Genomic DNA, 13,289 nt, shown 5'->3' on the forward strand with positions numbered 1-13,289 from the left:
TTTCGCGCCCCCGCGTGTGCGCCGGGCGGGTGAGGGGGGTCGGCGCGCCGGGGGGTGGTCTTTTCGACTCGTGACCGGAAGTGAAAGGGTGGGGGTCCGGGAGCGGTCCAGCCTGCGCGGGGGAAGCGTGTCCGAGTCGGGTCCATGGTCAACACCGGTGTAGAACGGGGGAGTGACGGCAGTGACGACTTCGGCTCAGTTCTCGGCGCGGCCGGGGAGCGGTGGGGTGGGCGGTCCCTCTGAGGAGGAGACGCTGGCCAAGGCGGCGCGGGAGAACTTCCCGGTCGCCCCCGGCTTCCTGCCGGCCGCCTGGCGCGACGACCTGATGGCGGTCTACGGCTTCGCCCGCCTGGTGGACGACGCCGGCGACGGCGATCTCGCGGACCCCGCGGGGACGGCCGCGGTGCTGGGAGCGCCCGCGCACGCCGGCGACGAGACGGTGTTCCGGCTGGGGCTGCTCGACGGCCTGGAGCGCGATCTGGACCGGGCCTTCGAGGCCGCGCTGCCCGGGACCGTCAGCGAGCCGCCGCGGCATCCGCTGATGGGCGCCCTGGTGCCGCTGATCGGCCGCCACGCGGTGACGCCGGAGCCGTTCCGCCGTCTGATCGAGGCGAACCGGGTGGACCAGACCACCACCCGATACCCGACCTTCGAAAGTCTGGTCGGCTACTGCACGCTGTCCGCGGACCCGGTGGGCCGCCTGGTGCTCGCGCTCGCCGACGTCGCGACCCCGGAACGGATCGAGCGTTCGGATGCGATCTGCACCGCGCTCCAGGTCATCGAGCACCTCCAGGACGTGGCCGAGGACCTCGCCCGCGGGCGGATCTACCTGCCCACCGAGGATATGGCCCGCCACGGCGTCACCGAGGCCGACCTCGCCGCCCCCAGCGCCGACGCGAGGGTGCGCGAACTCGTGGCGTTCGAGGCGGCTCGGGCACGGACCCTGCTCGATCACGGCGCCCCGCTGGTGGGTACGGTTCGGGGGAGGCTTCGACTTCTCCTGGCGGGATTCACCGCGGGCGGGTACGCGGCCCTGGCGGCAGTCGAGGCCGCCGGGTACGACGTGCTGGCCCAGCAGCCGAAGCCCGACAAGCGCCGCCTGGCGATGAAGGCGGCGGCCATCTTCGCGAAGGGAAGGTGAACGCCCGAGTGGCGGCATCACCACTGGCGTCGGCACCGGTCATGGCGGCCTATCGGTACTGCGAGGCGGTCACCGCCCTGCAGGCCCGCAACTTCAGCTACGGGATCCGGCTGCTGCCGGAGCCCAAGCGGCTGGCCATGTCCGCTCTCTACGCGCTCGCCCGCCGGGTCGACGACATCGGCGACGGCGAGCTGTCCGAGCAGCGCAAGACCGAGCAGCTGCTCGCCACCCGCGCCCTGCTGGACGAGGTGCGGGCGGGCGAGGTCACCGAGGAGGACACCGATCCGATCAAGGTGGCACTGGCGGACGCCGCCCGGCGCTTCCCGATCCCGCTGGACGCCTTCGACGAGCTGATCGACGGCGTCGAGATGGACCTGCGCGGCGCCGAGTACCAGACCTTCGAGGACCTCAAGGTCTACTGCCGCTGCGTGGCCGGCTCGATCGGCCGGCTCTCGCTCGGTGTGTACGGCTGCGCGGACCCCAAGCGCGGCGCCGAGTACGCGGACACCCTGGGCCTGGCCCTGCAGCTCACCAACATCCTGCGCGACCTGCGCGAGGACGCGGTCAACGGACGCACCTACCTGCCGGCCGAGGACCTGGCCCGGTTCGGCTGCGAGCAGGGCTTCGCGCTGCCCACGCCGCCGGTCGGCGCCGACTTCACCGGCCTGGTCGCCTTCCAGGCCGAGCGGGCCCAGGGCTACTTCGAGGAGGGCCTGCGGCTGCTGCCGATGCTGGACCGGCGCAGCCGGGCCTGCACCGCAGCGATGGCCGGGATCTACCACCGCCTCCTGGGGCGGATCGCCGCCGAGCCGGAGTCGGTGCTGCGCGGCCGGGTCTCGCTGCCGGGCTGGGAGAAGGCCTATGTCGCGCTCTCCGGCCTGGCCGGAGGACGTTCTTGAACCCGTCCGACCCTCCGTCAGCCGTCATCGACGGGGAATCATCGCAAGCACCGGCACTGTTGTGGCGAATGCTGCGCGTGGGACGGGTGCGCATCGAGGCGCGCGAACCGAACAGCGGGGAGGTGTGATGAGCGGGCAAGCCCAGCGGACTGCCGTCGTGGTGGGCGGCGGGCTGGCCGGACTGACCGCCGCGCTGCGGCTGGCCGAGGCCGGCCACCGGGTCACCCTGCTGGAGGCCCGCCCGAGGCTGGGCGGCCTGGCCTTCTCGTTCCGCCGCGGCGAGCTGACCGTGGACAACGGCCAGCACGTCTTCCTGCGCTGCTGCACCGCCTACCGCGGCCTGATCGAGCGCCTGGGCGCCGGCGGCCAGGTCGAGATCCAGCCCCGGCTGGACGTCCCGGTGCTCGCCGTGCGCGGCGACCGGCACCGGCTCGGCCGGCTGCGCCGGGCCGGCCTGCCGGTCCCGCTGCACCTGGCCGCCAGCCTGGCGAGCTACCCGCACCTGCGGCCGCTGGACCGGCTGCGGGTGGTGCGCGGCGCGCTCGCGCTGCAGCGGCTGGACCTCGCCGACCCGGCGCTCGACCGGCTCTCCTTCGGCGAGTGGCTGCGCTCGCACGGCCAGAACGACCGCACCATCGCCGCGCTCTGGGACCTGGTCGGGGTCGCCACCCTGAACGCCAAGGCCGCGGAGGTCTCGCTGGCGCTGGCCGCGATGGTCTTCAAGACCGGTCTGCTCACCGATCCGGGCGCCAGCGACATCGGCGTCGCGGCGGTCCCGCTCGGCGTCCTGCACCATGACGCGGCGCTGGCCGAGCTGGCCCGGGCCGAGGTCACGGTGCGGCTGCGCACCAAGGTCGTCGAGCTGAAGTCCGTCTCGACCACCGCCGGGCCGCCGCACGCCGTGCGGCTGGAGAACGGCGAGCTGCTCAGCGCCGACGTGGTGGTGCTGGCCGGCGCCCAGGACTCGGCGGCCGCGCTGCTGCCGGAGGGCGCGATCGCCGAGCAGCACCGGCTGGCGGAGCTCGGCACCGCGCCGATCCTCAACGTGCACGTGGTCTACGACCGCCAGGTGCTGCGCCGGCCGTTCTTCGCCGCGCTGGACTCCCCGGTCCAGTGGGTCTTCGACCGCACCCCGCACTCCGGGGTCACCACCGGGCACCCCGGCGCGCAGTACCTGGCGCTCTCCCAGTCCGCCGTGCGGGACGAGATCGACCTGCCGGTCGCCGAGCTGAGGGCCCGCTACCTGCCGGAGCTGGAGCGCCTGCTGCCGGCCGCCCGCAACGCCGAGGTGCTCGACTTCTTCGTCACCCGCGAGCGCACCGCCACCTTCGATCCGGCCCCGGGCACCGCCGCGCTGCGTCCGGTGGCCGCGACCCGGATCCCCGGCCTGCTGCTGGCCGGCTCCTGGACGGCCACCGGGTGGCCCGCGACCATGGAGAGCGCCGTGCGCAGCGGCCACGCCGCCGCCGACGCCGCGCTGCGCGCCGCGGGCGAGCGGGTGCCGGTGGACCACGGGGACGGGCGGTGGCCCCGATGAGCGGACCCCGGCGCCCGATGGCGACCACTCAAGCGGCGCCCACGCCGAGGGCGAGCAGGCCGGCCGCCGTGGCCGGGTCGGCCGCGCCCACCACCACCGACACCAGCACACCGGCCCAGGGAGAGGGAACACACGTGGAGGCACGCCCGAGCACGGCCGCGGGAGCGACGGCCCAGGCCGAGCCCGTCTCGGTACCCGAGCTGCTGGCCAGGGGCCGCACGCTCTGTACCCCGCCGCTGCGCGCGGCCGTCGCCCGGTTGGCCCCTCCGATGGACGCGGTCGCCGCCTACCACTTCGGCTGGACCGACCAGGCCGGAAACCCGACGGCGAGCGACGGCGGCAAGGCGATCCGCCCGGCGCTCGCGCTGCTCTCGGCGGAGGCCGCCGGCGCCGAGGCACCTGCCGGAGTACCTGGTGGGGTGGCCGTTGAGCTGGTGCACAACTTTTCGCTGCTGCATGATGATCTGATGGACGGTGACGAGACCCGTAGGCACCGGGCCACCGCCTGGACGGTCTTCGGCCCGGCGCAGGCGATCCTGGTCGGCGACGCGTTGGCCACCCTCGGAACCGAGGTCCTGCTGGACGCCGGCCAGGGCGCCGCGACCCCGGCCGACGCCGCCCGCGCCGTGCGCCTGCTCACCACCGCGACCCGCAAGCTGATCGACGGCCAGGCCCAGGACCTCTCCTTCGAGCACCGCGACGCGGTCACCGTCGAGGAGTGCCTGGCGATGGAGGGCGGCAAGACCGGCGCGCTGCTGGCCGCCGCCTCCGCCATCGGCGCGGTCCTGGCCGGTGCCGACGACCGCACGGCCGACGCGCTGGAGCGGTACGGCCACCACCTGGGCCTGGCCTTCCAGGCCGTGGACGACCTGCTCGGCATCTGGGGTGCCACCGAGGTGACCGGCAAGCCGCACTGGGGCGACCTGCGCCAGCGCAAGAAGTCGCTGCCGGTGGCCGCCGCCCTCGCCGAGGGCGGCGCGGCCTCCCGCCGGCTGGCCGAACTGCTCGCCGACCCGCAGGGGCGCGGCGAGGAGTCCGAGGAGGTGCTGGCCGGGCGGGCCGCGCTGATCGAGCAGGCGGGCGGCCGTGCCTGGACCCAGGAGGAGGCGCGCCGCCAGCACACGACCGCCCTCGCCGCACTGGACGAGGTCCCGATGGCCGACGAGGTGCGCGAGCGCTTCGTCGCGCTCGCCGAATTCGTGGTGGTACGAGAGAGGTGACATCAAGTTGACAGCAACCGCGGACGGCCGGCTCGACCCTGAGTACGATTCCGAGCCGGTCGCGGTGGACGAGCGGCCACCGGCCCCGTTGGCCGGTCCGGCCGACGCCGGCCCGTGGCAGGTGGCCGGGCACGGCACCGAAGCTCTGGAGGAGCTGATCGCGCCGGCGCCCGTGGACCGCGCGGCGATCGAGCAGAGCTTGCACCGGGCCACCACCCACCTGCTGTCCCTGCAGGACACCGAAGGCTGGTGGAAGGGGGACCTGGAGACCAACGTCACCATGGACGCGGAGGACCTGTTACTCCGTCAGTTCCTGGGAATCCGCACGGTGGAGCAGACCGCGGCCACCGCCGAGTGGATCCGCTCGCAGCAGCGCGCGGACGGCACCTGGGGGACCTTCCACGGAGGTCCGCCGGAGATTTCCACCACGGTCGAGGCCTATGTCGCGCTGCGCCTGGCCGGAGACCAACCGGACGCCCCGCACATGCGGGCCGCGGCCGAGTACGTCCGGGGCGCCGGCGGCATCGCGGCGACCCGGGTCTTCACCAGGATCTGGCTCGCGCTCTTCGGCTGGTGGCCGTGGGAGCGTTTGCCGGAGATGCCGCCCGAGATCATGTTCCTGCCCAAGTGGCTGCCGCTGAACATCTACGCGTTCGGCTGCTGGGCCCGTCAGACCATCGTGCCGCTCACCGTGGTCTCCGCGCACCGCCCGGTCAGACCGGGTCCGTTCGAGCTCACCGAGTTGCACACCGACCCGGCCAACCCCTTCCCGCTGCGCCCGCTCGCCCCGCCCGCCAGCTGGGACGGACTCTTCGAGCGGCTCGACCTGGTGCTGCACGCCTACCACAAGCGCGCGGTGCGACCGCTGCGCCGGCTGGCACTGAGCCAGGCCGGACGCTGGATCGTCGAGCGCCAGGAGGCGGACGGCTGCTGGGGCGGCATCCAGCCGCCCGCCGTCTACTCACTGATCGCGCTGCACCTGCTCGGCTACGAGCTGGACCACCCGGTGATGCGTTCCGGGCTGGCCGCCTTCGAGCGCTTCACCGTGCACACCGAGGACGGCAAGCGCTGGCTGGAGGCCTGTCAGTCCCCGGTCTGGGACACCTGCCTGGCCACCATCGCGCTGGTCGACGCGGGTCTGCCGGCCGACCACCCGGCGCTGGTCCGGGCGACCGACTGGATGCTCGCGGAGGAGATCACCACCAAGGGCGACTGGTCGGTGCAGCGGCCCCAGCTGGCCCCGGGCGGCTGGGCCTTCGAGTTCCACAACGACACCTATCCCGACATCGACGACACCGCCGAGGTGGTGCTGGCGCTGCGCCGGGTGGACCACCCGGAGCCGGAGCGGGTGGCCGGCGCCGTGCACCGCGGCGTCGAGTGGAACCTCGGCATGCAGTCCAAGAACGGCGCCTGGGGCGCCTTCGACGTGGACAACACCAGCACGCTGCCGAACAAGCTGCCGTTCTGCGACTTCGGCGAGGTGGTCGACCCGCCGTCGGCCGACGTCACCGCCCACGTGGTGGAGATGCTGGCCGAGGTCGGCAAGGCGGACGACCCGCGCACCAGGCGGGGCGTGGAGTGGCTGCTGCGCAACCAGGAGGCCGAGGGCTCCTGGTTCGGCCGCTGGGGCACCAACTACATCTACGGCACCGGGTCGGTCCTGCCGGCCCTGGTGGCGGCAGGGGTGCCCGAGTCCGATCCGGCGATCCGGCGTGCGGTGCGCTGGCTGGAGGAGCGGCAGAACCCGGACGGCGGCTGGGGCGAGGACATGCGCTCCTACGAGGACCCGGAGAACTGGTCGGGGCGCGGTGAGTCCACCGCCTCGCAGACCGCCTGGGCGCTGATGGCGCTGCTGTCGGCCGGCGAAGGGCCCGGCGGCCGGTTCGCTCCCGGACCGGAGCGGGGCAGCGCCGCGGTGGAACGCGGCGTGCGCTGGCTGGCGGCCACCCAGTTGGCCGAAGGCAGCTGGGACGAGCCGCAGTTCACCGGGACCGGGTTCCCGTGGGACTTCTCGATCAACTACCACCTCTACCGGCTGGTCTTCCCGGTCACCGCGCTGGGCCGCTACCTGCACGGCAATCCGGTGCTGGGGAGGCTGACATGAGTGCACCGCTCCTGGTGCTGTGCGCACTGCCCGCTGAGGAGTGGGCGCTGCGCCGCGGCGACTGGGCGCAGGCCCTCGGTGGCCCGCCGGTGCTGGCCCGTACCGGCATGGGCCCGGCGCGGGCCGGACGGACGGCGGGCACCCTGCTGTCGGCCGCCCCGCAGGGCTACGGCGCGGTGCTGATGACCGGATTCTGCGCCGCGGCCGTGTCGGGGACAAGACCGGGTGAAGTGATCGTTTCCGACCGGGTGCACTGCCCGGCCGGCCGGGTGCGGACGACCGACCAGCCGGCGCCGCTCGCCCGGGCGCTGACCGGCCTCGGACTCAGCGTCCGCACCGGAACCCTGCACTCCGCCGACCACGTGGTGAGCGGCCACGAGCGCCGCGTGCTCAGCCGGCAGGGGATCCTGGCCGTGGACATGGAGTCCGCGGCCGTGTTCGACAGCGTGCTCGACCAGGTACCGGACGGTCTGCCGATGGCGGCGGTCCGGGTGGTGGTCGACACGCCCGAGCGCGAGCTGTTCCGGCCCGGCACCGTGCCGGCCGGCCTGCGCGCGTTCCGTACCCTGCGGGCCCTGGTGCCCGCACTGCTCGGCTGGCACCGCGCCGTGGTCGGCGCCGGGGCCGGTGCACAGCACCTCCGTTCGATACCGGAGCCGGCAGATCCTGCCCTGTTGACCCACTCTTCCCTGCCGACGCTCCCTCAGGAGGCGAGCTAGCCATGGCCATGCCGCTGCGCCAGACCATGCGGGTTGGTACGTACCTCATGCAGCAGAAGCTCAAGCGCCGCGAGAAGTTCCCGCTGATCGTCGAGCTGGAGCCGCTCTTCGCGTGCAACCTCGCCTGCGAGGGCTGTGGCAAGATCCAGCACCCGGCCGGGGTGCTGAAGCAGCGGATGCCGGTCGCCCAGGCGGTCGGCGCGGTGCTGGAGTCCGGTGCTCCGATGGTCTCCATCGCCGGCGGCGAGCCGCTGATGCACCCGCAGATCGACGAGATCGTCCGTCAGCTGGTGGCGAAGCGGAAGTACGTCTTCCTGTGCACGAACGCCATGCTGCTGCGCAAGAAGTTGGACAAGTTCACTCCTTCGCCGTACTTCACCTTTACGGTCCACATCGACGGCATGCGCGAGCGGCACGATGAGTCGGTGGCCAAGGAGGGGGTGTTCGACGAGGCGGTGGCGGCCATCAAGGAGGCCAAGCGACGCGGCTTCCGGGTGACCACCAACAGCACCTTCTTCAACACGGACACCCCGCAGACCATCATCGAGGTGCTCGACTACCTCAACGACGAGCTCAAGGTCGACGAGATGATGCTCTCCCCGGCCTACGCCTACGAGAAGGCTCCCGACCAGGAGCACTTCCTGGGCGTGGAGCAGACCCGGGAGCTCTTCCGCAAGACCTTCGCCGGCGGCAACCGCCGCCGCTGGCGGCTGAACCACAGCCCGCTCTTCCTGGACTTCCTGGAGGGCAAGGTCGACTTCGAGTGCACCGCCTGGGGCATCCCGAACTACTCGCTCTTCGGGTGGCAGCGCCCCTGCTACCTGATGTCCGACGGGTACGTGCCCACCTACCGGGAGCTCATCGAGAAGACCGACTGGTCGAAGTACGGCCGTGGCAAGGACCCGCGCTGCGAGAACTGCATGGCGCACTGCGGTTACGAGCCCACGGCGGTGCTCGCCACCATGGGCTCGCTCAAGGAGTCGCTGCGCGCGATGCGGGAGACCGTGGCCGGTACCCGCTGAGCGCCGGGCCCGGCGCGCGTGCGAGAGCGCGCGCCGGGCCCGACCATGACATCAAGACCATCACAGCAAGGATGTGCGTACAGCCATGACCGCGATCTCGCTCGGTGTTCCGTCCCTGCCGCTCAAGCCGCTCGCCACCCGCCGCGTCTCGCGTCAGATCATGGTCGGCAACGTTCCGGTCGGTGGTGACGCGCCGGTGTCGGTGCAGTCGATGACCACGACGCTGACCTCGGACGTGAACGCGACGCTGCAGCAGATCGCGCAGCTGACCGCTTCGGGGTGTCAGATCGTGCGGGTGGCGGTGCCCTCGCAGGACGACGCGGACGCGCTGCCGATCATCGCGAGGAAGTCGCAGATCCCGGTGATCGCGGACATCCACTTCCAGCCGAAGTACGTGTTCGCGGCGATCGATGCGGGTTGTGCGGCGGTGCGGGTGAACCCGGGCAACATCAAGGCTTTCGACGACAAGGTCGGTGAGATCGCGCGGGCGGCGAAGTCGGCGGGTGTGCCGATCCGGATCGGTGTGAACGCGGGTTCGCTGGACAAGCGGCTGCTGGAGAAGTACGGCAAGGCGACGCCGGAGGCGTTGGTGGAGTCGGCGTTGTGGGAGTGCTCGCTGTTCGAGGAGCACGACTTCCGGGACATCAAGATCTCGGTGAAGCACAACGACCCGGTGGTGATGATCAATGCGTACCGGCAGTTGGCGGCGGCGTGCGACTATCCGCTGCACCTGGGTGTGACGGAGGCGGGTCCGGCGTTCCAGGGGACGATCAAGTCGGCGGTGGCGTTCGGTGCGCTGCTGGCGGAGGGGATCGGGGACACGATCCGGGTCTCGCTGTCGGCGCCGCCGGTGGAGGAGATCAAGGTCGGGATCCAGATCCTGGAGTCGTTGAACCTGCGTCAGCGCGGGTTGGAGATCGTTTCGTGTCCGTCGTGCGGTCGGGCGCAGGTGGATGTGTACAAGCTCGCGGAGGAGGTCACCGCCGGGCTCGAGGGCATGGAGGTGCCGCTGCGGGTGGCGGTGATGGGCTGTGTGGTGAACGGTCCGGGTGAGGCGCGCGAGGCGGATCTGGGGGTGGCCTCGGGCAACGGCAAGGGGCAGATCTTCGTGAAGGGCGAGGTGATCAAGACCGTGCCCGAGTCGAAGATCGTCGAGACCCTGATCGAGGAGGCCCTGCAACTCGCCGAGCGGTACCAGGCCGACGGCGGCCCAGCGGGCGTACCGGCGGTGATCGCGGCAGGCTGAGAGATCCGAAGTTCCGCCCCCAGCCAGCGGCCGGGCCCCTGTAGAGCAAACCGAGCTGTAGACCAAGCCGAGAGGTGGAGCCATGTCACTCCTGTCCTCCGTTCACGGACCAGCCGACCTGAAGCGACTGCCGGCCAACCGGATGCCGCAACTGGCCCAGGAGATCCGCGACTTCCTGATCGAGGCGGTCAGCCGCACCGGGGGCCACCTCGGACCCAACCTCGGGGTGGTGGAGCTGACCATCGCGCTGCACCGGGTCTTCGACTCGCCGCGCGACCGGATCCTGTGGGACACCGGCCACCAGGCCTACGTGCACAAGCTGTTGACCGGCCGGCAGGACTTCAGCCGGCTGCGGGCCAAGGGCGGGCTCTCCGGCTACCCCTCGCGGGCCGAGTCCGAGCACGACGTGATCGAGAACTCGCACGCCTCCACCGTGCTCGGCTACGCCGACGGGATCGCCAAGGCGCACCAGATCCAGGGACGCAGCGACCGGCAGACCGTCGCGGTGATCGGCGACGGCGCGCTCACCGGCGGGCTGGCCTGGGAGGCGCTCAACAACATCGCCGAGGCCCAGGACCGGCCGCTGGTCATCGTGGTCAACGACAACGAGCGCTCCTACGCCAAGACCATCGGGGGCCTGGCCAACCACCTGGCCACGCTGCGCACCACCCAGGGCTACGAGCGCTTCCTGGCCTGGGGGAAGGAGGCGCTGCAGCGCACTCCGGTGGTCGGCCAGCCGATCTTCGAGGCGCTGCACGGCGCGAAGAAGGGCTTCAAGGACTCCTTCGCCCCGCAGGGCATGTTCGAGGACCTGGGCCTGAAGTACCTCGGCCCGATCGACGGCCACGACATCGCCGCGGTGGAGTCCGCGCTGCGCAAGGCGCGCGGCTTCGGCGGCCCGGTGATCGTGCACTGCCTGACCGTCAAGGGCCGCGGCTACCGTCCCGCCGAGCTCGACGAGGCGGACCGCTTCCACGCGGTGGGGGCCATGGACCCCTACACCTGCCTGCCGATCTCGCCCTCCGGCGGCACCTCCTGGACCTCGGTCTTCGGCGAGGAGATGCTGGCCGTCGGCGCCCAGCGCCCGGACGTGGTGGCGATCACCGCCGCGATGCTCCAGCCGGTGGGCCTGGCCGACTTCGCCAAGGCCTTCCCCAAGCGCACCTTCGACGTCGGCATCGCCGAGCAGCACGCGGTCACCAGCGCCGCGGGCCTGGCCACCGCCGGACTGCACCCGGTGGTCGCGGTCTACGCGACCTTCCTCAACCGGGCCTTCGACCAGGTCCTGATGGACGTCGCGCTGCACAAGCTGGGTGTCACCTTCGTGCTGGACCGGGCCGGGGTGACCGGCAACGACGGCGCCTCGCACAACGGCATGTGGGACATGTCGATCCTCCAGGTGGTGCCCGGGCTGCGGCTGGCCGCCCCGCGCGACGCCGCGCAGCTGCGCGCCCAGCTGCGCGAGGCGCTGGAGGTCACGGACGCGCCGACCGTGGTGCGCTTCCCCAAGGGCGAGGTCGGACCGGACCTCCCGGCCGTCGAGCACCTGGGCGGGGTGGACGTGCTGCAGCGCACCCGGGTGCCGGGCCGGGCCGGCCAGGACGTGCTGCTGGTCTCGGTCGGCTCGATGGCCTGCGCCTGCCTGGACGCCGCCGCGCTGCTCACCGCCGACGGCCTGGCCACCACCGTGGTCGACCCGCGCTGGGTCAAGCCGGTCGACCCGGCGCTCGTCCAACTCGCGGCCGCGCACAAGCTGGTGGTCACCGTCGAGGACAACGGCCGGGCCGGCGGCGTCGGTGCCGCCATCGCCCAGGCGCTGCGGGACGCCGAGGTGGCCACCCCGCTGCGCGACCTGGGCATCCCGCAGGAGTTCCTCCAGCACGCCGGGCGCGGCGAGATCATGGAGGAGGCCGGGCTGACCGGCACCGGGATCGCCGCCCAGACCGCCGCCTTCGCCAAGTACCTGCTGCCGAACCGAGGAGTGAACGAACCCCGTGCCAGCTGACCGACCTGAAGGTGCCCTCGACCTCGCCGCCCTGCTCGCCGAGCGCGGCGGCGAGCGGTACGAGCTGCACGGCCGCTACCTCAACCCGCAGCTGCCGCGGATGCTGCACACGATCGGCTTCGACAAGACCTACGACCACGCCCGCGGCCCCTTCTTCTACGACGCCGAGGGCAACGAGTACCTGGACATGCTGGCCGGCTTCGGTATCTTCGCGCTCGGCCGGCACCACCCGGTGGTGCGCGACGCGATCCAGCAGGTGATGGACCTCGACCTGCCCGACCTGACCCGCTTCGACTGCCCGCCGCTGCCCGGTCTGCTGGCCGAGCGGCTGCTCGCCGAGGCGCCCGGCCTGGACCGGGTCTTCTTCGGCAACAGCGGCACCGAGGCGGTGGAGACGGCGATCAAGTTCGCCCGCTACGCCACCGGGCGCGGCCGGATCCTCTACTGCGACCACGCGTTCCACGGCCTGACCACCGGATCGCTGTCGATCAACGGCGAGGGCGGCTTCCGCAAGGGCTTCGGCCCGCTGCTGCCGGACACCGCGATCCCGCTCGGCGACCTCGGCGCGCTCCAGCGCGAACTGCGCAAGGGCGACGTGGCCGCGCTGATCGTCGAGCCGATCCAGGGCAAGGGGGTGCACGCCGCCCCGCCCGGCTGGCTGCGCGCCGCCCAGGAGCTGCTGCACGAGAACAAGGCGCTGCTCATCTGCGACGAGGTGCAGACCGGCATCGGGCGCACCGGGGCCTTCTTCGCCTACCAGGGCGAGGAGGGCGTGCAGCCCGACCTGGTCTGCGCGGCCAAGGCGCTCTCCGGCGGCTACGTGCCGATCGGCGCCACGCTGGGCAAGGGCTGGATCTTCGAGAAGGTCTACTCCTCGATGGACCGGGTGCTGGTGCACTCGGCCAGCTACGGCTCCAACGCCCAGGCGATGGCGGCGGGCCTGGCCACCCTGCAGGTGATGCGCGACGAGCAGGTGGTGGCCAATGCCCGCCGGGTCGGCGACCTGCTGCGCACCCGGTTGGCCGCGCTCACCGCGAAGTACGAGATGCTGGCCGAGGTCCGCGGGCGCGGTCTGATGATCGGCATCGAGTTCGGCCGACCCCGCTCGCTCAAGCTGCGCACCGGGTGGACCGCGCTGCAGGCCGCCCGCAAGGGGCTCTTCGCGCAGATGGTGGTGGTGCCGCTGCTGCAGCGGCACCGGATCCTCACCCAGGTCTCGGGCGACCACCTGGAGGTGATCAAGCTGATCCCGCCGCTGATCATCACCGAGCGTGAGGTGGACCGGTTCGTGGACGCGTTCAGCGAGGTGATGGACGACGCGCACAGCGGCGGCGGGCTGATGTGGGACTTCGGCAAGACCCTGGTCAAGCAGGCGGTGGGCAACCGGTAGCGCCGG

The 13,289-nt window shown here is 72.3% G+C and carries 10 protein-coding genes; all 10 read left to right on the plus strand.

Annotated elements, in window-relative coordinates:
- The first annotated feature begins 226 nt into the window (after positions 1-226).
- The gene (gene hpnC / locus OG294_RS32465; protein WP_327070119.1) at positions 227-1,141 is read left to right on the plus strand and encodes a squalene synthase HpnC; all 915 of its coding nucleotides are present in this window, start codon (positions 227-229) and stop codon (positions 1,139-1,141) included.
- Positions 1,142-1,182: 41 nt separating this feature from the next.
- Positions 1,183-2,040: a presqualene diphosphate synthase HpnD gene (hpnD, locus tag OG294_RS32470; RefSeq protein WP_327070120.1), complete on the plus strand. Its 858-nt coding sequence runs from the start codon at positions 1,183-1,185 to the stop codon at positions 2,038-2,040.
- Between the two features lie 61 nt (positions 2,041-2,101).
- Complete coding sequence (gene hpnE / locus OG294_RS32475; protein WP_327070121.1) at positions 2,102-3,577, plus strand: hydroxysqualene dehydroxylase HpnE; 1,476 nt, start codon at positions 2,102-2,104, stop codon at positions 3,575-3,577.
- Between the two features lie 17 nt (positions 3,578-3,594).
- On the plus strand, positions 3,595-4,797 hold the full coding sequence (locus OG294_RS32480) for a polyprenyl synthetase family protein (protein ID WP_327070122.1): 1,203 nt from the start codon (positions 3,595-3,597) through the stop codon (positions 4,795-4,797).
- A 7-nt stretch (positions 4,798-4,804) separates the two neighbouring features.
- The gene (gene shc / locus OG294_RS32485; RefSeq protein ID WP_442789261.1) at positions 4,805-6,901 is read left to right on the plus strand and encodes a squalene--hopene cyclase; all 2,097 of its coding nucleotides are present in this window, start codon (positions 4,805-4,807) and stop codon (positions 6,899-6,901) included.
- Positions 6,898-7,620, plus strand: a complete 723-nt coding sequence (locus tag OG294_RS32490; protein WP_327070123.1) for a 5'-methylthioadenosine/S-adenosylhomocysteine nucleosidase family protein — start codon at positions 6,898-6,900, stop codon at positions 7,618-7,620. Before shc ends, OG294_RS32490 begins: the two co-directional genes overlap by 4 nt.
- Before the next feature lie 2 nt (positions 7,621-7,622).
- Positions 7,623-8,642, plus strand: coding sequence for an adenosyl-hopene transferase HpnH (gene hpnH / locus OG294_RS32495; protein WP_327070124.1), 1,020 nt, complete (start codon positions 7,623-7,625; stop codon positions 8,640-8,642).
- 85 nt (positions 8,643-8,727) lie between these two features.
- Positions 8,728-9,888, plus strand: a complete 1,161-nt coding sequence (gene ispG, locus OG294_RS32500; protein ID WP_327070125.1) for a flavodoxin-dependent (E)-4-hydroxy-3-methylbut-2-enyl-diphosphate synthase — start codon at positions 8,728-8,730, stop codon at positions 9,886-9,888.
- Positions 9,889-9,970: 82 nt separating this feature from the next.
- Positions 9,971-11,893, plus strand: coding sequence for a 1-deoxy-D-xylulose-5-phosphate synthase (gene dxs, locus OG294_RS32505; protein ID WP_327070126.1), 1,923 nt, complete (start codon positions 9,971-9,973; stop codon positions 11,891-11,893).
- Positions 11,883-13,283: an aspartate aminotransferase family protein gene (locus tag OG294_RS32510; RefSeq protein ID WP_327070127.1), complete on the plus strand. Its 1,401-nt coding sequence runs from the start codon at positions 11,883-11,885 to the stop codon at positions 13,281-13,283. Before dxs ends, OG294_RS32510 begins: the two co-directional genes overlap by 11 nt.
- The last annotated feature ends 6 nt before the right edge of the window (positions 13,284-13,289 follow it).

Origin of the sequence: Kitasatospora sp. NBC_01302 (assembly GCF_035976515.1) — a bacterium.
Lineage (GTDB): Bacteria > Actinomycetota > Actinomycetes > Streptomycetales > Streptomycetaceae > Kitasatospora.